Raw genomic sequence first — 21162 nt, 5'->3', positions numbered from 1 at the left:
TCATTGTTGGACCCTATTTAGGCGCGCGGGCGCGCACTCTCAAGCGCTGGGCGAATAGCTTTACTGCGCCGTCCCCAAAGCATTTTTGTGTAACCCCAATTGCTCCGTGGATAGCTCCAGGATTTGCGGGGTTTGGGTATACAGCACCGCCGCCCTAACCTCGCGGCCGGGATAGATCGCCTCCAGCGCAGCAGCATAGGCGGCCATCTGCTTGATCGTCGCGGTCGGCACATCCTGCGCGCTGCGCGGCGGGCGGCGCGTGGTCTTGTAATCCACCACGGTGATGGCGTCGTCGCTCACCAGCAGCCGGTCAGCCGTACCCGCGACCACGATACCGCCGACGGTTGCGGCCAAGGGAACCTCTGCCAGCGCTTCGGGCGCAAAGATATGGGCGAACGCCGGATCCTCCAACACGCGCAGCGCCGCCGCCGCCATTTCAGCCCGCGCGTCCTCTGGCAAATCGCTCGCTTGCCGGTCCAGCCATGCCTCGGCTGCAAATTCCCGCTCGTCGGCTTCAACATCTGGCAGACGTTCGAGCAGGCTGTGTATCAAGACGCCGCGCCGTGCAGCGCTCTTGGCGAGATCGGGCGGCAATGGCGGATCGGCGGCCTGATCTTCACCAGCGGAACTCGGCGCCAGCGGACGCGGTGGGCGCGGCTCTGGCCCGATAGGCGTGCGCGCCCAGCTGGGCAGCTCAGCGAGAGCCTGCGCGTCATCACCCGCGCGAGCCTCTGGGAAATGCAGCGCGCGATAGCCCCATTCGCGCCGCGCGCCCCAGATCGGACCGGCCAGCTCCTCACCGCTTTCCTCATCGCCAAAGATCGGAGCGAGCCGGGCATACCAACTGTCCTCATGCGGGCCCTTCTTTTGCCGCGGCCCCAGCGAGCCAGTGATGAACAGCCCCTCTTCTGCGCGGGTCATGGCGACATACATCAGCCGCCAGTGCTCCTGCATTTCGGCGATTTTCGAGGCTTCTTCAGCCTCGCTGACGCGGCCTGCCTTTTCGTCCTTCGACAGCGAGGGCAGCGGCACCACGCGGCGGTCAGCCTGCGGTGTTGCCTCGCCCAACGGTGCCTCATCCAATTCCAGTGATCCGCCCTGCCCCGGACTGCCTGTCGCATCGGCCAGGATCACAATCGGCGCTTGCAAGCCTTTGGAGCCGTGCACAGTCATCACCCGCACTTGCTCACCCGCCTCGCCCGGGTCGCGCTTCAGCTCCCCCTCGCCTGCGTCAAACCATTGCAGAAACCCGGTCAGGCTGGGCGCGAACGCCGCCTCATAGGCAAAGGCGGAATTGACCAGCTCATCAATTGGATCATTCGCCTCACGCCCCAATCGCGCGACCAGCTTTGCCCGCGCCTGCCACGGCCCGATCAGCAGCCATGCGAGCAAGGCTTGCGGCGTTTCATAATCCGCCAGCCTCAGCAGATCGCGCAATTTCTCTGCCGTCTCTGCAACAAACGTATCCTCGTGGCGGCGCAGGTGATCCCATAGCGCCGCGCCCTTTGCGCGCGGCAAAAAACTGAGCAGGTCGTCCTGGCTCCACCCAATCAGCGGGCTCGCCAGCAGGTTTGCCAGCATCAAATCGTCGAGTGGCTGGGCCGCAAAGCGCAGCGCCGCGAGCAAATCCTTCACCGCCAGCGGCGCGCCCAGACGCAAGCGATCGACCCCCGCCACCGGCACGCCTTTCGCATGCAAGCGAGCAACAATCAGCGCAGCGAGATCCTTGCGCTTTCGCACCAGCACCATGACATCGCCCGCACCCGCTGCGCGCGGCGTGCCGCCCTTCATCAGAATAAACGGCTCTTCGCGCGAGTGCCATTTGCGCACTTGATCGGCGATCTTGTCAGCCAGCCTGCGGTCGTGCTGCGCCAGCCAATCTTGCTGCTCACCGTCCCTGCACTCGCTGTCATCCTCCCCGCCCGTCACCGGGTTCCAAAGCGTCACCAGCCCAGCGCGCTCTTCGCCAATATGCGGCTTTGGCTCGTCCTTCAGGCCAAACGCGCTCGCCCCCACCGCGCCAATCGCGCGGTTCACAAATTCGAGCACGGCATTGGAGGTGCGGAAACTCTGCCCCAGATCGAGGTCCTGCCAATTGGGCACATGCCGGGCATCGCGCATCTCGGCGGCGTTTTCGCGTGCGGCCTCAATCGCGGCGCGCACCTTGTCCTTCGCCAGCGCGAAATTCTCTGGACTGGTGCCCTGGAAGCCAAAGATCGCCTGCTTGTAATCGCCGACGGTAAAGACCGTGCGCAGCTTCTCGCCCGCCGCCCCTTCACCGGAGAAAAAGTCATCGATCAGCGCGAAGACAATGCTCCACTGCGCGGCATTGGTGTCCTGTGCCTCGTCGATCAGGATATGGTCAAATCGGCGGTCGAGCTTGTAGCGGATCCAGTCAGAGGCTTCCTTGCGGCTCAGCAGGCTCGCGGCAAGCTGGATCAGGTCATCGAAATCGAGCAGCGCCTCGCGCTCTTTCGCCTCTTCCCAGCGCAGCGCGAATGTGCGCCCCAGCTCCAGCGATGGGGTGAGCAGATCAGCCAGATTGAGCAGCGCGCGGCGTTCTGCGACAAGGGTCAGAGCCTCTGCGATCTCTTCTTGGCGTGCCGGGAACTGAGGGTCCTCATCGCTCGGCTTTTTCATGATGCGCGGCGAGCCATCCGCCTTCAACAAGGTCTTGCGAAAACCATCAACTTCAAGCGCCCGCTGAGACGCATCCATAGTCAGCCAGCGCTCGATAAAGGCGCTGCTTTCGCGCCCGCCCTTCGCGTTCCAACCTCGCAGAATGGGCAGCATGGCTCGCAATTGATGGTCGGGGAAGACATCGTGCGAAAGCCCCTGCACCGCCCAATCCTCATCCGCGTCCGCCGGCATGCCCAGCAGGCTTTTGACGCGCGGCATCATTGGGGGCTGCCACGCGCCTGTACCGTGCCACATCTCGCGCGCACTGGCGCAGCGCATCAACCACCCGCGCAGAGCATCGGGATCTTTGCGAGTGGCAAACAGGCTGACCGCCTCCAGCACGGCTGTATCCTGCGTCCGCTCGGCATCGCTGAGCATGTCGGACAGCACTTCGCGCGCGAGCAGATCACGTTCGCGGTCTTCCATTGGCCGCGCACCGGGCAGCAGCTCTGCCTCACCCGGAAAGTTGGCCAGCAGCCACTGGGCAAAAGCGTGGATCGTATCGATCCGCAAACCGCCGCCGGGACAGTCCAGCACGCTGGCAAACAAAGTGCGCGCGCGCTCCTGCGTCTTCGGGCCAATGTCTGCGCCCAAATGGCCAAGCTCCGTCGCGAGCGCCGTCAGCTCCAGCCGCACCCAGCGCGCCAGCACAGCATTGATGCGGTTCGCCATTTCCGCTGCACCAGCCTTGGTAAAGGTGAGGCACAGGATCTGGCCCGGATCAACATCGGGCCGCAGCAACAAACGCAGCACCCGCGCCGAAAGCACCTGCGTCTTGCCCGTGCCCGCCGAGGCGGACAGCCAGACATTGTCGCGCGGATTGACCGCATCGCGCTGATTGCCCGCCAGTGGGAAGACCGCGCCGCTCATTGCGCATCCTCGCCATCGGCCAGCGCGATGATCCACTCATCCAAACGCATCAGCTGATCATAATCGGTGTAGCCGGGGTAATCCGGATTTTCCTTGGCCACAAACGGCGCATTGCCTTTGATAAAGCGGCGAATGGCCTCGGCCAGCTTGGCCTCATGCGTGGGCAGAAACTCCTCTGGCGGCAGGCCAGAACGCTTGCCCGGCAGCTTTATCGGCGCCTCTTTATAGCCAAACTGCTTGTCCGCTTTGCTGCGGCCCATCGACCAATATTCGAAGGTTCCCGCATCGCCGCTCAGCCCTTCGAAATCACCATCGCGGGCGATCAGGCCGAGCAAGCCAAGCTGCAAGGCATAGCCCGCCTCGACCTGCGCGGCGCTGGGCGGAGCGCCCGTTTTATAGTCCACAATCGCGAGGCTGCCGTCCGGCATCCGGTCAATCCGGTCGGCCCGGCCATAGACGCGCACGCCATCGACCAGCATTGAGCCCCTGCGCTCCCACGCGATGACTTGGCGTTTCTCGTCAGCCGCCTCGTCCGCATCGATCCATTCCGCAAACCGCGTGAGCGCCGCGAGCAGTCGCGGCCGCCACAAACCCATAAACAGAGGGTGACATTGCTCAGCGCGGAAATGCGCCTCTGCAATTTCGGTGATATTGGCTGAGGGATTGTGGCTGCGCGCCTCGTGCCACAATTCCAGGATCTTATGCGTCAAAGTGCCGCGTAGGGCCGGATCGCTGAACGGGTCCGCCTCCAGCACATCGAGCGCTTTCAGGCCCAGGATTTGCTGCGCATAAAACTGATAGGGATCGCCAAGCAATCGGTCGAGCGCGGTCACCGCAATATTGACCGCGCGCTGCTCGCTGGAGGGCATAGGCGCGGGCCGCGCATAGGGCTTTGCGCGCGGCGCCATTCGGTCGAGCGCAGGCAGCATAGCGGGAATGGCATTCTCGCGGTGATCGTTCGCAAGCTCGCCCAGCAAGGCCTCCACCCGCAGCAAAAACCGCGAGGGGATCGTCGGCCCTTCGTTGTCGCGTTCGGCCCGGCTGAGCACCACTTCGGGCGCGCCCATTGCCCCGGCCATGTCATGCGCAGACAGGCCAATGCGAAATTCTGATGCGGGCACACCCAGCGCTCGTAGGACGCCGGGGGCAAGCAGAGGATCGGGGCTCGGGCTTTGCGGCCAGCTTCCCTCATTCAGCCCCGCACAAATCACCAAATCAGCGCGGGCCATGCGCGATTCCAGCAGACCGTAAATCGCCACACGCGGGTGCCCGCCATAGGGCGGCCGCACCGCAATCTCGTCCATCGCCTCGCGCAGGGCGCTGGCTAGATCCTTCGCCGCAATTTGCGTTTCGGCGGCGCGGGCATGCAGGCGCATATCCTCCACCATGGCGGACAATGCGCGGCCATCCTCGCGCGCCCACACATCCTCACCCGCCAGCGCCTCGGCCAGCACAGTGAGCGTGTCGAGCGCATCAGCCAGCGGCAGCTCCGCTGCTTCACCGGGCAGCTGCGCAAGCAAAGCCTCAACCTCGGCCCACCAATCGGCGATTTCTGCCTTGGCGGCGACGGCGCGCAAAGGCTCGAATCCTGGTGCAGGCGCGGGACCCCGCAGCGCGCGTTCAAACTTGCGCAGATGGCTAAGCCATGCGCCGCGATCATCGCCGCCGCGCACCAATGGATGGCTGAGCGCGCTGACCAATGCGGTCGGCGTGATCGCCCCGCTGGCAAGCTCACTCAGCAGGCCGAGCAGACGCCCCGCCGGAGTCAGCGACAAGGGACGGCCAGCGGTGTCATCCGCCGTGATATTCCAGCGCGACAAATGCTGCACTACCCGGCGAGCGAGGCTGCGGTCGGCGCTGATCACCGCGATGCGTTTCTGCGGCTCATCCAAAGCTTGACGCACGAGTATGGCGATAGCCTGCGCCTCTTCCTCAGCGGTGGCGCTGGTTAGCAGGCGGACCCCCGACAGCCGCCGTTTCTCAGGTGCCAATTCGGCCCAGGACGAGCTGGCCTCAGGCGGTAGGAACAAAGAGCTGATCGCGTGGCTGCGCACCGGGTCTGCCGCCGCGATACCGCGCCTGTGCCACGGGCGGACCTCTGCGCGGGCAATCCCCATGCGCCCGAGCAGCAGCTTAAGGTGATATTGCGGATGGGTCAGCGCATCACCGCGCGCAAAGACCTCACCATCAGGCTCATCGCTTTGCCCGGCCCGGCCCAATTCATCCCACGCCTCTGTCGGCATTTGCAGGTCGAGATCGGGCAAAATCACTGCGCCATTCTCTAGATCAGCGATGCTGCGCAGCATGCGCGCCAAAGCGGGCGCGGCACTGGTGACACCTGCGGCAACAATCGGCGATTTCGGAGGGTTTACACGCCATTCCTGCGCGGCCCGGTCAAACAACAGGTTGCGCCGGGTCGCCGCATCCACCTCGCCGCCTTCGTCCAAGGCAAAGCGCCAGCGTGCCTGGACCTTGGCAAACAGGTGGATCGATTCCTGCCAATGCTCCGCCAGACTTGGCTCAAGGTTGAGGATCGTCTCATCGAGCAGATCCTCTGGCCGCTTTTCCTCGACCAGCAGTCGGTCCATTGTGCGCGCCAAATCTCGGGCCATCCGCAAGATTGCAGCGCCCGGCGGCATGCGCTTGCCGCTCGTCTCCAGTTCTGCACGCAGCAAATGCGCCAGCTCAAACCAGCGGCGCATCGGCTCAACCGCTGGCGGAATTTCGCTCGCGCCCAGCGGATCGAGCAGACTGCCGAGTTTTTCATCAAGGTCGAGATCGCCCACCGCGACCATGCGCGGCATCAGCAATCCAGCGCTGCCCGTCTCGCCAGCGTGGCGAATAAACGCTTCGCTGATCGTGCGCGCGGCGCGGGTACTGGGGACCAGCAAAGTGAGCCTTGCCAGCCCAAGCTCGCCATCCGAGTAACGCGGGACCAAGCCCGCGACCAGCGCATCGGCAAAGCCGCGGTGCGCAGCGATGGAATAGACGTTAGGCGTTTTGTTGCGTGAATTCATGAACATGAATTCCGCAGCGGCGGTTCCGGCCCATCTCCCCCGCCCAACCACCCGATATTTTCGGGTACCTTATCGGGTGGTTGGGCGGGGAGCGGGCTGGCACCGCACGCAAACATTGGAGCCGCTCAGCCACGCTTTAGCGCGTCTTCGGTCGGCGCGATCGCTTGCGGCGTTCCCACTTCGAACCATTGGCCGGTAAACGCCGCGCCGAACAGGCGGCCTTCCTCGATCGCGCGGGTCCACAGGATGTTGGTGGAGAACTTACCCTCTGGCGCATCGCGTAGCAGGCGGTGCGAAATCAGCTGGATGCCGGTGTAGATGAAAGGCGCGATCCGGCCCGGCGCGCGCCGTTTCAGACGCCCGATCTGGTCCATATGAAAATCGCCCGGCCCGGTGAAATTCTTCGCATTGGCGTGCGGCACCAACAGCAGTAACGCATCCATCACGTCTGGATCCCAGCGCCGCGACAGGTCATGGAAAGCATCGCGCGGCCCATCGAGCCAAATATTGTCGGCGTTGAGGCAAAAAAACGGATCGGGAAGATGCGGCCGCGCCTTGATCAAGCCACCGCCCGTCTCCAGCAATTCGCTGCGCTCATCCGAGATCACCACCTGCGGAGCATTGCGCTCGGCCACATGCGCCTCCAGCGCGTCGGCGAGGTAATGCACGTTTACCACCGCGCGCGCGATCCCTGCATCGGCGAGCCGATCAAGCGCGTGATCGATCAACGGCTTGCCCGCGACCCGCACCAAAGGTTTGGGCTGGCTGGCGGTGAGCGGGCGCATGCGCTTGCCCATGCCAGCGGCCATCACCATCGCGGTGTCGCTGGCGAGAGGCTTGCCGCTCATGTGATTTCTCCGCCCATTGCAGCGCGCAAATGCTGCGGGATATTGGCGTCAAACCATTTGGCGACGGGCGCGAGCGCCGGATGCGCAAGGTCGCGCTCCATCGCTTCCCACACGCGCGGGATCAGCGTGGGATAGCGCGGCTTTCCATCACGCTTGAACAGGCGAGTGAAAATGCCGACGATCTTGGCGTTCCGCTGAGCGCCGAGCCGCGCGTAATCGGCGGCGAAATGCTCGTCCGCTCCGGCGCGTTCCTGATATCTTGCAAGCATCGCCGTCTCCAGCTGAGGCGAAACATCGCGCCGCGCATCTTGCAGCAGCGAGACGAGATCATAGGCCGGATGCCCAACCAGCGCGTCCTGAAAATCAATCAGCCCTTGCGGCGCGCTCGGCACGCCATTCAGCAGCATGATGTTTTCTGCATGGTAATCGCGCAGCACCGTGACGCCAGGCGATTGGCGCTCAAGCAAAGGCGCAAGCACCTCTTCCCAGGCCGCGGCATAGCCCGCCTCATCGACCGATAGACCCTGCGCTGGGCAATACCATTCGGTCAGCAGCGCGGCCTCTCGCTGATATGTTGCCATATCGTATGGTGCGAACGGACCGGGCGGGCATTTGTGCAGCTCCACCAGAGCATCAATCGCCCCGGCATAGGCATCACTCTCACTTGCCGGATTATCGTCCAGCCAATCGCGCATCCGGTCGTCGCCGAAATCTTCCAGCAGGACCCAGCCCGCCGCCGCATCGCTGGCGTAAATCTCTGGCGCGCGCATCGCGTTCTCGCAAAGCCACTGCGCCACATCCAGGAACGGGACGGGGTCTTCGTGCGGCGGCGGCGCATACATCAGCATGCCTTTGGCCGGGCCATCCCCGCCGCTGCGCGCCAGACGGAAATACCGGCGAAACGAGGCATCGCCCGGGATCGGATCAATCGCGGCATCGCCCCACCCAGCTTGGGCGAGGAATGCGAGTATGCCATTTGGCAGTCCATCGGGAAGCTCACTCATGGCAGACGCTCTAGCCAATCTGCGCCCGCTTCAATAGCCGCGATGCGCCCCTCATCCGCAGAATTTCCGCTGTTTTCTAAAGTGATCGACAAACACGCCGCTTCATGCGCGAAACCGCCCGCATGATCGGGCCATTCCGCGATCAACGCCGCGCCTTCACGGTAATCATCAAGACCAATCTCATGCCGCTCATCGGGATGCTCCAATCGGTAAAAATCGGCATGCACCACGGGAATACGCAGCGGCGGCGCATCGTAAGCCTCAATGATCGTAAAGGTCGGCGATGGCACCTCATGCTCATAGCCAAGCGCCGCGATAATCGCGCGGGCCAGTGTCGTCTTACCGGCGCCCAATCCGCCGGTCAGCGAGACCACATCGCCGGGTTTCAGTTGCGCCGCAATGCGCGCGCCATAGGCGTCCATCGCCGCCAGATCACTCAAAGTCTCGCGCATCATCTCCGCGCCCTCACGGTAGGTGAATGATCGCAGCGGTGCCTGCGCCCTCTTCGCTTTGCAGATCAAACGTGCCGCCATGCGCCTCAATCAATTGCCGGGCGAGCGGAATGCCCAGCCCTTGGCGCTTTTCATCATCGGCGCCCGCTGTTCCCAGTGCGCGGGCGAGCTCTTCTGCGCTCATGCCCCGGCCATTGTCGGAAATCGCAATTTCTGCGCCCTGCCCTTTGGCCGCGATATTGATCAGGATTTTGCCATCCTCCGGCGTGCCCGCGATCGCATTGTCGAGCAGATTGCCAAGCGCGCGGCCCAATTGCCTTGGATCGGCCTGAACAACGCAGCCCTTCTTGCCTCGCAGATCGAGGCCCAATCCGGCGGTGACGATCGCGGTCTCTCGCTCGCGCACCAGCCCGGTGAGAAATGGCAAGAGATCGACCTCCTCTTTGCTGATCGGCATCAGGCCCGCTTCGCTTTGCGAAAGGTCGAGCACGTTCTCAACTTGGTCGGTCAGGCGGCTAACCGAGTCGATAATGGCGTCGACATATTCGCCCATTTGCTCGCTCACTTCGCCCGCTGCGCCGCTCTTGATCAGCTCAGCAAAGCCGCCAATCGAGGTCAGCGGCGTGCGGAATTCATAAGACATATTGGCGAGGAAGCGCGCCTTCACGGTGTCGGCCTCTTCCAGCGCGATATTGCGTTCGCGCAGCGCGCGCTCTGCGTTTTCTGACGCGGTGATATCCAGCACCGTCAGCAAGCCATTGCCATCGGGCAGCGGCACACCGGCAAATTCCAGCGTGCGCCCGTCTTTAAGCGCAATCCGTCCGCCCTTTTCCTGACGATCCAGCGTCGCCGCGCGCACCACCGCGCTGATCGATTGCGCCTGTCCGCGCTTCGCCAGATTCTCTCCGATGGCCTCGATCAGAGCCTCTGCACTGGGGTGCGTATCGAGAAACTCGCTGGTCAGGCCCCATGTCCCGGCAAAGCTGCGGTTCCACAATTGCAAAGAGCCATCTGGCGCAAAAATCGCCAGCGCTTCAAACAGGCTGTCGAGCGTGGCCGCGCGGGTGCGCAGCAGAGTGTCCCGCGTCGCCGAGAGCGAGAGCTGCTCGGTGCGGTCCTCCGCAATCATCACCAGCCCGCCGTCCGGCATAGGCTGGGCCACGATCCGCAAATGCGTACCTCCGGGCAGTGGCCAGGCCTCTTCCTGCGTTTCGGCCGCTTCAAACCAGGCGGCATGTTCGCGCCGCCATTCCGGGAAATCGCGCACTTCCGGGGTCAGCTTTCGCTCGCGCGCATCGGTCAGGAAACGGTCGAAGGAAATCGAACCGTCAAGCGAACCCTCGGTCAGCTCAAACAAACGCCGCAACGGCAGGTTGGCAAAGGTCAGGCGCTCGCTCGCATCAAACAGAGCGACGCCTGCGGACAGCTGATCAAGCATGGAGCGCTGAGCATCGCGGTAGGCGCTGAACTCGCGCCGCTCCTGCTCCTGCTCTTCAATGTCGATCGCATAGCCCGCAACGCCTTCTGTGCCGAGCGGCAGATCGCTGACCCGCATACTGCGCCGCTGGCCGTGGATCGTGGCAGGCACCGTGCGCTCGATCTTACCCTGCTCGCTCAGCGCTTTGCTGGCGATCTCTGATGGCGCTTCGCCATCGACCGGCTCGATCAATTCCAGCTGCTGTTTGACGACATCATTGGCGTCGCTCGCCGCAACCGCATCGACATAGGCTTGGTTCACAAGTTGCAGTTTCATATCATCGCCGCGGAACCACATCGGCATAGGCGCGGCCTCGATCAGGCCGATCAGCGCGGCAAAATCACTCTCCGCCCGCGCCGCCGCGCCGCGCAGCCGGTGCAGTTCTTGCTGGCTTTCAGAAAAGTCGAACACCCACACGAGCGCCGCGCCGCCTGGGGACACCTGCGGATCAGCCAATGCCCCTTGCAGGGCCAGGCTACGCCCGGAGCCGGGCGGCGTTAGGGTGAACTGAAACGGAGCCGCGCTCTTCTGCGTACGGCGAACTTTTTCCGACAGGTCAGCCAATTGCTCAGCCGACAGCCCAGCGCCCTCGCCGCCATCAAGCTCGCTCAAAAACTTGGGCATGGTCTCCAGCCCAAACCAACGCGCGAGCCGCTCTGGCGCTTCGATCCGGCCATCGACCCGGACCAGCAAAGGCACCGCTGGCGCCACATCGAGCATCCGCTGCATCCGCCGCAGCGAGGTCTGCAAAGCGCCCGTGCGCCGACTCTGGCCAGAGGCGCGCAGCATCAGCACCGCAGCACCCACCGTCCATGCGGCGAGCACAAGGCCAATCAGAGCCAAAGCGGTGGGAGAAAATTCCATATTATGCAGCTATGCGGCGCAGGGCCGCGATGCAACGGGTGGCGCATGAAAAAGCCCCCGCAAATTCGTATCTTTGCGAGGGCTCTTTCAAATTTATCGATGAGTTGAAACGATCAATAGCGATAGTGATCCGGCTTGAACGGGCCGTCTTTCGGCACGCCGATGTAATCCGCTTGCTTCTGGCTGAGCTGAGACAACTGCACACCAAGCTTTTCAAGGTGCAGCGCCGCAACCTTCTCATCCAAGTGTTTCGGCAAGACATAGACCTCGTTTTTGTACTCGTCCGCCTTGGTGTAGAGCTCAATCTGAGCCAGCGTCTGGTTGGTGAAGCTAGCGCTCATGACAAAGCTTGGGTGACCCGTGGCGCAGCCGAGGTTTACGAGGCGGCCCTTGGCAAGGATCAGCAGGCTATTGCCGTCCGGCATGGTCACCATATCGGTGCCCTCTTTGATTTCTTTCCAATCGTAATTGTCGAGCGCGGAGATTTGGATCTCGCTGTCGAAGTGGCCGATGTTGCACACGATCGCCATGTTCTTCATCAGCTTCATGTGCTCGCCGGTGATCACGTCTTCATTGCCGGTTGCGGTCACGAAGATATCGGCGCGCTTGGCGCCCTCTTCCATTGAGACAACTTCATAGCCGTCCATCGCCGCCTGCAATGCGCAGATTGGATCGATTTCGGTCACCATCACGCGGGCACCGCCATCGCGCAGCGACGCAGCCGAGCCTTTACCCACATCGCCGTAGCCAGCGACGCACGCGACCTTACCAGCCAGCATCACGTCGGTTGCGCGGCGGATCGCATCAACCAGCGATTCCTTACAGCCATAAAGGTTGTCGAACTTCGACTTGGTCACGCTGTCATTCACATTGATCGCCGGGAATGGCAGCTTGCCCTGCTTACCAATCTGATAAAGGCGCATAACGCCGGTGGTGGTCTCTTCAGACACACCTTTGATAGCCTGCACGCTCTTGGTGAGATAGCCGGGCTTGGCCGCGACGAATGCTTTCAGAGCGCGCTGAAATTCGATTTCTTCGGCGTTCGCTGGAGCAGGCATTTCCTCACCCGCTTCGATCCGTGCACCCCACAGCGCAAACATGGTCGCATCGCCGCCATCATCGAGGATGAGGTTCGCGGTCAGGTCTGGATCGGCATCGGTCGACCAATCGAAGATACGGCCAACATAATCCCAATAATCCGCCAACGTCTCGCCCTTGATCGCGAACACGGGAATGCCTTGGTCGGCAATCGCAGCGGCGGCGTGATCTTGGGTGGAGAAGATGTTGCAGGTCGCCCAGCGCACTTCCGCGCCCAGAGCAATCAGCGTCTCGATCAGCACAGCGGTCTGGATCGTCATATGCAGCGAGCCAGTGATCCGCGCGCCCTTTAAAGGCTGCGCCGCGCCATATTCCTCACGCAGAGCCATCAGGCCCGGCATTTCGGTTTCTGCAATGTGGATTTCATCGCGGCCAAACTGAGCCAGCGCGATGTCTTTAATGATGTAGTCTTGAGTAGCGGCTGCGGTGGCCATGAGAGACTCCTAGGGGAATGTGAAATTGTTGGGTGCGCCCTAGCCTCCACCCGCTAGACAAGCAAATATAAAGTTATCTTTATATGTGATCGCGGCGAACCCCTAGCGCTTGAGTGAGCGCGCTGCGGTGAGCGGGGATTGATGGTAAAGTGGTGGGCGGCTGCGCGGGGGCGTGCACAGCCGCCTCCCTTTGCACCAGATAAGAATCCGGCGCGGGGGATGAGATCGATTGTGCTCTCAGATGAGATGAATGCGACCCTGTTTCAACCTACCATGGCCGAGCCGCCTTTACAGAAGGCTGAACCAGCACAGTAAAGCCATCTTAAGCACGACATAGCGCTTGAAGCTGGCCGCGCGGGCATTAAATCATGGGCTCCAGTTCACTCTTCAATAAAGGACAGCGCGATGACGATTTCAGTAGGGGACAAGCTCCCAGACGTGGCTTTGGTAAAGGCAACCGCAGAAGGCCCAGAGCAAGTTCAGGCCGCAGACTATTTTGCTGGCAAGAAGGTCGCGCTGTTTTCCGTGCCCGGCGCGTTCACGCCAACTTGTTCGGCCAAGCACTTGCCAGGCTTCGTCGACAAGGCAGAGGAACTGAAAGCCAAAGGCGTCGATGAAATCGTCGGCACTGCGGTCAATGATGCGTTCGTCATGGGCGCATGGAACGATGCCGCGGGCAGCGGCGACATCACCATGCTGGCCGATGGCAATGCCGATTTCGCCGAGGCCGTTGGCCTGACCATGGATGGCAGCGGATTTGGTATGGGCAAGCGCGGACAGCGTTTCTCTATGGTCGTGAATGACGGCGTGGTCGAACAGCTGAACGTGGAAGACGGCGGCGAGTTCAAAGTCTCCAGCGCGGAATATATGCTCGGGCAGCTGTAATCAGCCGATCAAGCCAAACGTAAAAAGGGCGCCCCGCAAGAGGCGCCCTTTTTATTGGCCAAGAGCCAGACATTTCGCCGGACCTATGCTTTGTGCCTCAGCCACACTCAATCATAAATCCCGAAGTAAAGAGGCGGTTTGCAGCGGCTCGAAAGCCAAATTGCAAACCGCCCCATCGCTTGGCAAGGTAGCTGCCAGTTAGAAACCGAACAGCCCCCTCGCCCGCGTCCCGATATTACTAGCGAACCGGCGCGTCAGTCCCCTCAGAACCCAAACGCCACGCCAGCCTGAGCGACCACGGAGCCGTCACCCGTATTGCCAGCGACCCCAGCTCCGATTGCAAAGCTGTCACTCACGCGGCCAGTGAAGCTCGCGGCAAAGCCCTGCTGACCGCGATAGGTCGCGATATTGCCTGCGATGGTGAAGGCCTTGTCCGGCATGGCGATGGCGCTGCCAAGCGCAGCAGCCGCTGCGATCCCGCCGCTGGTGCTATCGCTTAGCTCCTCGAGACGGAAATCGAGATCCTGCACCCGGCCCGACAGCGCATCGAATTGCGCCGTGGAGACTTGCGCAACCGCATTGAGCGCCACCCGTACGTTATCGACCGAGGCGGCGGTGGCCACGCTTTGACGGCCCAGTGTGCCGTTGGCGTCTACGGTCACCGCATCAACAGGACCAACCTGAGCATCTGTCGATGCAGCAATATCGCCAATGCGCACCGATGAACCCGCGCCGCCCAATGTCACTTGGTTCCCGGCTGTTGTCGTCGCATCGCGGCCAATCGCCGTCGAGCTGGCAAAGCCCGCACTCGCCCCGCGGCCCACCGCTGTGGAATTGACGCCCGTTGCATCTGCCGCAAAGCCAATCGCTGTTGTCCGCCCGCCGCTGGCATTCGCTGTCGCGCCAATGGCTGTTGCATCAAGCCCCGCTGCGGCCGCCTCTGCGCCGATCGCCGCTGCTGCTTCTCCCGAAGCATTGGCAAGCTTAGCCAACCGCGATAGAGATTGTTCCGCTCGCTTCTGCAGCCCTGCCAAGAGCCATCGCTGACGCACCGCTCGCGGTCGCCGCATTACCAAAGGCCACCGCATTGTTAGCCGTAGCAGCAGAGTTGCGGCCAAAGACCGCGGAGAAGGTCCGTGTGCTTTGCGCGTTCACCCCAAAAGCGCTGGCGCCAAACCCGCTGGCCACCGCATCCGATCCGACTGCCGCCGCAAAAGAAGCCGTTGCCTGAGCGCCAAGCTCATCTTCATCCGCGCCGTCGCCGCCAATCGCAATCGATGACGTACCGGCTGAACTGGTATCCACACCCAGAGCAATGCTCCTGTTGCCACTCGCGCTCGAACCCGCAGCGCCGGCAAAGCTGCCTGCGCCACCTGAAACCGCATCCGAGCCCAGCGCGATGGAACCGGCTCCTGTTGCGCTCGAACGCGCAGCACCGGCAAAGCTGTTTTCACCGGTCGCATCTGCAAAAAGACCAAACGCCACCGCGTTTGTGCCCGTCGCAAATGCTCGGTCGCCAATCGCCACCGCGCCAATGGCCGTTGCATCTGAGCCCTGGCCAAGCGCCACCGCGCCATCGGCCACCGCATTTGCATCATCGCCAATCGCCACCGCGCCATCGGCCGTCGCATCTGCAAATTCACCAATCGCCACCGCGCGATCGGCCGTCGCTTCTGAGGCCCGGCCAAGCGCCACTGCGCCCTCGGCCGTCGCTGATGAAAATGCGCCAAACGCCACCGCGCCATTGGCCGTCGCTGATGACAATAGGCCAATCGCCACCGCACCTAAGGCTGGAGCTTCTTGACCTGCGCCAGTGACGGCTCGGGCGTCCAGACCAATAGCAATCGCGCCATCCGCGTCCGCCTGCGCTCCAAATATTCCGCCTGTGTCCTCGTCTGGTCCATCTCCGCCGATCGCAATGGCGCCAAAGGCGCTTGCTCCCGCACTTTCTCCAAGCGCCACCGCGCTTTCGCCCGTCGCATCTGCTGCATCGCCAATCGCCACCGCGCCATCGGCCCTCGCTTGTGCAAAAGAGCCAATCCCCACCGCGCCATCGGCCCTCGCATCTACTTGATCGCCAATCGCCACCGCGCCATCGGCCGTCGCTTGTGCAAAAGAGCCAATCCCCACCGCGCCATCGGCCATCGCGTCTACTTGGTCGCCAATCGCCACTGCGCCAGTAGCCGTCGCCTCCGTCAAACGCCCTATAGCAATCGCACCAAAGGCTGAAACTGCTTGATCTGCGCCAGTAACGACTTGTGCGTCCAGACCAATAGCAATCGCGCCTAACTCAGTCGCCTGCGCGCCTGTAGTGTCTGCATCGTCTCCATCTCCGCCGATCGCAATGGCCCCTTCGGCGCCTGCTCCCGACTGCGAGCCAATGGCAATCGCAGCAGTGCCGGATGCAATAGCCGAGTCTCCGTTAGCAACTGCCCTTGAGCTGGCCTGGGAAAAAGCACCCAGTGCAACAGAACGCACGCCTGTGGCGCTTGCGTCAAAACCGATAGCAGCCGAATTGTTGCCCGCCGCAGTGGCATTTTGGCCAAACGCAATTGCTTGAATGCCTGTCGCATCAGAGCCTCCTCCAAGCGCGGTGGCACCGTTTGCAGACGCATTGGCATTTTGGCCAAGTGCAATTGCTTGAGTGCCAGATGCAGCAGAGCCTCCTCCAAGCGCGGTGGCACCGGTTGCGGACGCATTGGCAAGTTGACCAAGCGCAATTGCTTGAAAGGCACTTGCATCAGAGTCTTGTCCAATTGCTGTGGCTGTGGCTAGGGCACGAGCGGCATGCCCGAGCGCTGCACCATCGGTTTGGGCAAAAGCGCTGCGTCCAACTGCTGTGCCTCGGTCTCCGTTCACCACTGCAGAAACGCCGACCGCAGTGGCATCCACAGCGCCGTCTCTTGTTTGTGCGAACGTGCCTATAGCCGTTGAGCGGTCGTTATCAGCCACTGCAGCATGGCCAACCGCTGTTGAGTCATCGCCTTCCGCCCTGGCAGCCCCTCCGACGGCTGTGGAATTTTCGCCGTTGGCGTTTGCATTCGTGCCAACCTGTGTTGACTGAGCCGCGGCGGGTGCGGGCTGGAATGTCAGCGCGGCGATGGTTGCTGCGGCTGCGGTCGAAAGTAGAGTGGTCTTTTTCATTGTCATGTTCCCTGTCTTGCGTGTGTTGTTCACATTCAAGACGAGGCGCTTTTGGTTGCTCCCCATATAATAGAGCGGCCCAATGAGGCGTGACCAATTGGCGGGATCGTACGTTCACCAATCAGCCACACCTCACCGGCAGGGCGCCTCGTCTTCAAGGCACGTGATGACAGGCGACCGTTGTAATGAGCGTTGTAAAAGCGTTGTAAAAAGCGTTGTAAAAAGCGTTGTAATTTGCGTTTTTGGCCACTTTTTTTGCGAAAAATGGGCTTTTTTTGGGTTTTGGCGCGATTTTGGCCGAATTTTCTCTGGCCAAAGCGAATCACTGCAACGCCGCGCGAGATCACCTTGATTCGCCGAATGGGGGCGCTGGATTGGGCGCTTCGTGAAACCCATCGGTCTGTCATCCAGAGAGCCCGCAAACGCGCACTCCGAATTTTCCTACCAGAGCGGCTTGCGCTAACCCGGTCGCGGCTCTTTTTCATCGTGAGTGTCAGTCAATATCGGCGGCGTGTTTGCGTCGCACGGGGCATTTTTGCGCGCGCTTGGAACGCGCCAAACACGCGCAAACTCCAAAAGTCACAACGTCACGTTGCATTTTGCGCGCAAACCGCTGGGAACACGCGTTTTCTCGCAAAAGTCACAGATTTGAAAAACGCAAATGCGTTCCAGCGCGGCTCGCCGCCTTGCTAAAGCCTAGCCATAACCCATCAGAGCCATGACCTCCTTGCGGCTGCGGTGGTCCTCTAGGAAGCAGCCCAAGAGCCGCGAGGTGATCATGCCGACGCCCGGTGTGCGCACGCCGCGCCCGGTCATGCAGCCATGCTGCGCCTCGATCACAACGGCAACGCCCTGCGGCTCCAGATTGTCCCAGATGCAGGCAGCGACCTCCGCCGTCAGCCGCTCCTGAATCTGCAAGCGGCGCGCATAGCCGTGCAGCACGCGGGCGAGCTTGGATATGCCAACGACCTTCTTATTGGGGAGATACGCAATCGCCGCCTTGCCGGTGATCGGCGCCATGTGATGCTCGCAGTGCGATTGAAACGGAATGTCCTTCAGCATGACGATCTCGTCATAGCCGCCGACTTCCTCGAACACCCGGCTCATGTGAATAGCGGGGTCTTCCTTATAGCCCTGGCAATATTCAAGCCATGCGCGCCCCACCCGCTTTGGCGTGTCGAGCAGACCTTCGCGCGCGGGATCATCCCCGGACCATTCAATCAATGTGCGGATCGCGTCCTGCACATGATCGGGCACATCAGGCTTTGCCATAGGGTTGTCGGGATCCATATCGTGATCGTGCAAGTCGCTCATTCGTATCGCTTTCTGTTGCTTCGTCTGATCCCGCGCAGATCCTTTGCGCAAAATCTGACGCGTGGCAAATGTGAAGATTGCAAGAGAGTGAGGCTTCCAAGTTGGTGGTGAGCCGAAACAAAAAAGGGACCGACCGCATAGTCAGTCCCTTTTCATGGCGCACCCGGAAGGATTCGAACCTCCGGCCCCCTGATTCGTAGTCAGGTACTCTATCCAGCTGAGCTACGGGTGCGCTGGAGGAGCGGCACATACGGGCGGTGGCTGCGCTTGGCAATCCCTTTAGCGCGAGAGTGTCATGCTTTTTTGAAAAGCTGCTTGGCCAGCGTCACATCCAAGGGCGGTTTGTCGAGCGCGGCGATCTGATCAGGCGTGAACCAGCCGACCTCTCCGCCTTCCAATGCAGCAGGCAGGCCCTGCCATTTGGCGATTGTGTAAAGAAGAATGACAATCTTGCGATTGGACGGCGTTCCATCGTCTTCCGCGAATCCAGCAGGGGTGCAATCCTCTGGCTCGATCACAATGCCAAGCTCTTCATGAAGCTCGCGAATCAACGCGTTCCTAGGGGTTTCTCCCGATTCGACCTTACCGCCAGGGAATTCCCACAGACCTCCATGCGCTTTGTGTAAAGGCCGCCGATGCATCAGCCACAGGCCATCTGCGCCCTGTAGAGCCCCCGCTACAACGGGCATCCAGTTCATCGCCATGTCGGAATTTTTTCCATTTCTGTGGCCGCCATCAACCTTTTCTTAACGCGCTGCGACCATTTGTCTCTTCATCGAGAACGTAATTGACGGAAGTGAACATGTCTTTCTTTAAAACTCTGAGAAAAATTCGGAGCGACGAAAAAGCTGCCACCGCTGTCGAATACGGTCTGATCGTCAGTTTGATCGTGATCGCAATTTTGGGGGCTCTTCGCGGTGTCGCGGATGAGAACACCGGACTTTGGGCTCGCGTAAATTCTGCTGTCGTAGATGTTGTGAGCGGTTAACTTTTTGGAAAGCCTGCGAATTAGGATTTTTTCAATAGCTTATAACTAGACCAACGAGCGTTCACTCCGAATCGGAATGAGCGTGGGTATCGAAGACTGAACCAGGAGACTACAAATGAAATTCTTTAACAAACTTTTCGCTGATGAGCAGGGCGCAACCGCAATTGAGTACGGCCTGATCGCTGCTCTTATCGCTGTTGCCGCAATCGGCGCTATGCAAGGCCTCGGCACTCAGCTTGAGACCACTTTCTCGAAAGTGGCGTCTTCTATGGCTGGCGACGAAGCCTAAGTCTAAGACTTATCGAAAAGAGAGCGGCGGGGGTTTCCCCCGCCGCTTTTTTTGCCCAAAATCGACTGAGTGCGACCTATCGAGGAGGACAGACGGCCCAGCCTTCGCAACCCGTCGGTCGCAAAAGTGTCGCCCAACGATCCAAAGCCTTAACGCGCGCGGACGACCAGCTTCACTTTCTGTCCTGCCCGCACCCCTTCACCGGAACCCAATGCGTTAAGCACACGGAACCGAGCTTCTTGAGCATCGGAATATGCCATCCGTGCGGCTCAATGACTGCACCGAATCGCCTCGGCCAACCGTCACCACATCGATGCGCCTCGGAATCACTTGGCTCGCCTCGCTTGCACTGATTCGCCGCATGGAATTGAACATCGCTGTAAAGGCATTGCCCTGCCCTGCAGGAGTGATAGCCGCGAAGTGATAGGCCCGGTCGCGCGCAAATTCATAGGCGAACACCACCACATCAACCTGCGAATTGCCGTTGTTTACCCGGGCGGTGCCATAGGCGGCACTGATTCCGTTAACGGTTGTGCGCTGGATACTGGACGGGGAGAGCTGCTGATCTTTGCCGCCCAGAGCCGAAAATTGCTGGCGAACATAGCTGCTCAGATCACCGGCATAAGGCGCGAGCGTCAACTGCGCTTTGCCTCCCTGGCCATTAACACTGACGGCGCGCGAGCCATTGACCATGTAAAACCCCTGGGGCGCGGTGAATGACAATCGCAATTCAGGATGAATAAACTGGCGTCCTTCGATCACCCCTTGTTCGGGATCATCGCCATAAACAACGCCATCAATCCGGCTTAAGAATGTGTCGCGATTGGTCGTTCCACCGGCGCTTGGACCGGCTTTTGATAGGGCCGTTTGCACCCGGCTTGCCGGGTCTGGATGAGTCGACGCCCAAGCCGGCACCTTCGCATCTCCGCGCCCCTGAAGCCGAGCATCAAGCGAGTTTTGCGCCGCCAGGCTGGCCAAAACCGTGCCCATCGCACGCGTATCGTATCCCGCACGGCTGAGATATTCGATGCCGAGCTCGTCCGCCTGCAATTCCTGACTGCGCGAAAAGCTCAAGGTAAGCATCTGCGAACCCTGCAAAAACCCGCGGCTGACTGTGTTTGCTATCTGACTATCGCCGAGCAACACGCCAGAGAGCACGGCGCCAAGAACACCAAGCCCCTGGTTCCGCTGTGCGTTTCGCTGGCGGCGCTGAGAATGACGCGCGGCCACATGGCCGACCTCGTGCCCCAAAACGGCCGCCAATTCGGCCTCATTATTCATCAGGCTGACGAGCTGGCGAGTTGTGTAAATATAGCCGCCAGGCACCGCAAAAGCATTGTTCACCGAGCTGTTGAGCGTACTGACCGTAAAGCTCTCTCGCGCATTGCCTAGGCCCGATTGCACCGCAATATTCTTGCCCACTTGCTCAACATAGGCTGCCTGAGGTCCGGTCATCGCTCCGCCAAACTCGGCGAGCAATTGTGGATGGAATTCAGCGCCTTGTTGCGCTTCGGTCTGAGTGATTGGAGTTGACGCGGAGGGGATTGGCGCACCGCCCAAGCAGCCCGAAAGCGCCAATGCCAATGGTGCCGCCATAGTCGCGGTAAGAGCTCGGCTGGAACGTGTCCGGCGCAGGCCTGCGTGTGTCGATTTGGATGCAATTGTCTGGGGCATAGTGGTTCTCCCGGTCCTCAAAAGCAGCATCCCACCAGAAGCTGCACCCTTTCACCCGCTCCTGCGGATTTGGCTTAAGGATATCGGGAAAACAACGCTTTGGGCAAGCCCCATGGACCCTCCTC

Annotated in this window: 15 protein-coding genes, 1 tRNA gene and 1 pseudogene; 3 read left to right on the top strand and 14 right to left on the bottom strand. The window is 61.2% G+C overall.

Annotated features, from left to right (window positions below; genetic code table 11):
• Window positions 1–60: 60 nt before the first annotated feature.
• From addA to ahcY, 7 genes are all read right to left on the bottom strand, one after another.
• Complete coding sequence (addA, locus tag AC0V6U_RS03945) at window positions 61–3549, bottom strand: double-strand break repair helicase AddA (RefSeq protein WP_472644908.1); 3489 nt, start codon at window positions 3547–3549, stop codon at window positions 61–63.
• On the bottom strand, window positions 3546–6566 hold the full coding sequence (gene addB / locus AC0V6U_RS03940; RefSeq protein ID WP_472644907.1) for a double-strand break repair protein AddB: 3021 nt from the start codon (window positions 6564–6566) through the stop codon (window positions 3546–3548). Before addB ends, addA begins: the two co-directional genes overlap by 4 nt.
• A gap of 125 nt (window positions 6567–6691) precedes the next feature.
• Window positions 6692–7414, bottom strand: a complete 723-nt coding sequence (locus AC0V6U_RS03935; protein ID WP_472644906.1) for a nucleotidyltransferase family protein — start codon at window positions 7412–7414, stop codon at window positions 6692–6694.
• On the bottom strand, window positions 7411–8418 hold the full coding sequence (locus tag AC0V6U_RS03930) for an aminoglycoside phosphotransferase family protein (protein WP_472644905.1): 1008 nt from the start codon (window positions 8416–8418) through the stop codon (window positions 7411–7413). Before AC0V6U_RS03930 ends, AC0V6U_RS03935 begins: the two co-directional genes overlap by 4 nt.
• Window positions 8415–8870 carry a tRNA (adenosine(37)-N6)-threonylcarbamoyltransferase complex ATPase subunit type 1 TsaE gene (gene tsaE, locus AC0V6U_RS03925; RefSeq protein ID WP_472645696.1) on the bottom strand — a complete coding sequence of 152 codons (456 nt, stop codon included), beginning with the start codon at window positions 8868–8870 and terminating at the stop codon, window positions 8415–8417. Before tsaE ends, AC0V6U_RS03930 begins: the two co-directional genes overlap by 4 nt.
• Window positions 8871–8883: 13 nt before the next feature.
• On the bottom strand, window positions 8884–11211 hold the full coding sequence (locus AC0V6U_RS03920) for a sensor histidine kinase (RefSeq protein ID WP_472644904.1): 2328 nt from the start codon (window positions 11209–11211) through the stop codon (window positions 8884–8886).
• A gap of 113 nt (window positions 11212–11324) precedes the next feature.
• A complete protein-coding gene (gene ahcY / locus AC0V6U_RS03915; protein ID WP_472644903.1) occupies window positions 11325–12743 on the bottom strand; it encodes an adenosylhomocysteinase in 1419 nt (472 codons plus the stop codon).
• A gap of 405 nt (window positions 12744–13148) precedes the next feature.
• On the opposite strand from ahcY, the gene AC0V6U_RS03910 reads away from it, so the two are divergent.
• A complete protein-coding gene (locus AC0V6U_RS03910; protein WP_472644902.1) occupies window positions 13149–13628 on the top strand; it encodes a peroxiredoxin in 480 nt (159 codons plus the stop codon).
• A gap of 263 nt (window positions 13629–13891) precedes the next feature.
• On the opposite strand, the gene AC0V6U_RS03905 is transcribed toward AC0V6U_RS03910, so the two are convergent.
• The 6 genes from AC0V6U_RS03905 to AC0V6U_RS03880 all read right to left on the bottom strand — a co-directional run bounded on the left by AC0V6U_RS03905 (window position 13892) and on the right by AC0V6U_RS03880 (window position 18775).
• Window positions 13892–14620 (bottom strand): hypothetical protein, encoded by a 729-nt coding sequence (locus AC0V6U_RS03905; protein WP_472644901.1) that lies wholly within the window; start codon window positions 14618–14620, stop codon window positions 13892–13894.
• Complete coding sequence (locus tag AC0V6U_RS03900; protein WP_472644900.1) at window positions 14613–16772, bottom strand: hypothetical protein; 2160 nt, start codon at window positions 16770–16772, stop codon at window positions 14613–14615. The genes AC0V6U_RS03905 and AC0V6U_RS03900 overlap by 8 nt, the downstream gene beginning before the upstream one ends.
• Before the next feature lie 35 nt (window positions 16773–16807).
• Window positions 16808–17179 (bottom strand): hypothetical protein, encoded by a 372-nt coding sequence (locus AC0V6U_RS03895; RefSeq protein ID WP_472644899.1) that lies wholly within the window; start codon window positions 17177–17179, stop codon window positions 16808–16810.
• A gap of 289 nt (window positions 17180–17468) precedes the next feature.
• Window positions 17469–18086, bottom strand: coding sequence for a GTP cyclohydrolase I FolE (gene folE, locus AC0V6U_RS03890; protein ID WP_472644898.1), 618 nt, complete (start codon window positions 18084–18086; stop codon window positions 17469–17471).
• Window positions 18087–18241: 155 nt separating this feature from the next.
• A tRNA-Arg gene (locus AC0V6U_RS03885) sits at window positions 18242–18318 on the bottom strand.
• 61 nt (window positions 18319–18379) lie between these two features.
• The gene (locus AC0V6U_RS03880; RefSeq protein ID WP_486169536.1) at window positions 18380–18775 is read right to left on the bottom strand and encodes a (deoxy)nucleoside triphosphate pyrophosphohydrolase; all 396 of its coding nucleotides are present in this window, start codon (window positions 18773–18775) and stop codon (window positions 18380–18382) included.
• 113 nt (window positions 18776–18888) lie between these two features.
• Here AC0V6U_RS03880 and AC0V6U_RS03875 point away from each other — a divergent pair, with 113 nt between their 5' ends.
• Together AC0V6U_RS03875 and AC0V6U_RS03870 are read left to right on the top strand one after the other, a co-directional pair.
• Entirely contained in the window at window positions 18889–19074 is a 186-nt protein-coding gene (locus AC0V6U_RS03875) for a Flp family type IVb pilin (RefSeq protein ID WP_472644897.1), read from the top strand.
• Between the two features lie 115 nt (window positions 19075–19189).
• Window positions 19190–19363, top strand: a complete 174-nt coding sequence (locus tag AC0V6U_RS03870; protein ID WP_472644896.1) for a Flp family type IVb pilin — start codon at window positions 19190–19192, stop codon at window positions 19361–19363.
• A 149-nt stretch (window positions 19364–19512) separates the two neighbouring features.
• On the opposite strand, the pseudogene AC0V6U_RS03865 reads toward AC0V6U_RS03870, so the two are convergent.
• Window positions 19513–20959: pseudogene (locus tag AC0V6U_RS03865) on the bottom strand (M48 family metalloprotease).
• Between the last annotated feature and the right edge of the window lie 203 nt (window positions 20960–21162).

Source organism: Erythrobacter sp. W36 (assembly GCF_057364935.1).
Note: the sequence above shows the minus strand (reverse complement) of the source record. Positions and strands in the feature narration are given on the sequence as shown.

Excerpts from the sequence above, each read along its gene's own strand:
- AC0V6U_RS03920 (WP_472644904.1), bottom strand. The coding sequence starts at position 11,211 with ATGGAATTTTCTCCCACCGCTTTGGCTCTGATTGGCCTTGTGCTCGCC.
- addA (WP_472644908.1), bottom strand. The coding sequence starts at position 3,549 with ATGAGCGGCGCGGTCTTCCCACTGGCGGGCAATCAGCGCGATGCGGTC.
- AC0V6U_RS03910 (WP_472644902.1), top strand. The coding sequence starts at position 13,149 with ATGACGATTTCAGTAGGGGACAAGCTCCCAGACGTGGCTTTGGTAAAG.
- AC0V6U_RS03875 (WP_472644897.1), top strand. The coding sequence starts at position 18,889 with ATGTCTTTCTTTAAAACTCTGAGAAAAATTCGGAGCGACGAAAAAGCT.
- AC0V6U_RS03895 (WP_472644899.1), bottom strand. The coding sequence starts at position 17,179 with ATGACAGACCGATGGGTTTCACGAAGCGCCCAATCCAGCGCCCCCATT.
- AC0V6U_RS03930 (WP_472644905.1), bottom strand. The coding sequence starts at position 8,418 with ATGAGTGAGCTTCCCGATGGACTGCCAAATGGCATACTCGCATTCCTC.
- AC0V6U_RS03935 (WP_472644906.1), bottom strand. The coding sequence starts at position 7,414 with ATGAGCGGCAAGCCTCTCGCCAGCGACACCGCGATGGTGATGGCCGCT.
- ahcY (WP_472644903.1), bottom strand. The coding sequence starts at position 12,743 with ATGGCCACCGCAGCCGCTACTCAAGACTACATCATTAAAGACATCGCG.
- AC0V6U_RS03900 (WP_472644900.1), bottom strand. The coding sequence starts at position 16,772 with ATGAAAAAGACCACTCTACTTTCGACCGCAGCCGCAGCAACCATCGCC.
- AC0V6U_RS03870 (WP_472644896.1), top strand. The coding sequence starts at position 19,190 with ATGAAATTCTTTAACAAACTTTTCGCTGATGAGCAGGGCGCAACCGCA.
- tsaE (WP_472645696.1), bottom strand. The coding sequence starts at position 8,870 with ATGCGCGAGACTTTGAGTGATCTGGCGGCGATGGACGCCTATGGCGCG.
- folE (WP_472644898.1), bottom strand. The coding sequence starts at position 18,086 with ATGAGCGACTTGCACGATCACGATATGGATCCCGACAACCCTATGGCA.
- AC0V6U_RS03880 (WP_486169536.1), bottom strand. The coding sequence starts at position 18,775 with ATGCCCGTTGTAGCGGGGGCTCTACAGGGCGCAGATGGCCTGTGGCTG.
- addB (WP_472644907.1), bottom strand. The coding sequence starts at position 6,566 with ATGAATTCACGCAACAAAACGCCTAACGTCTATTCCATCGCTGCGCAC.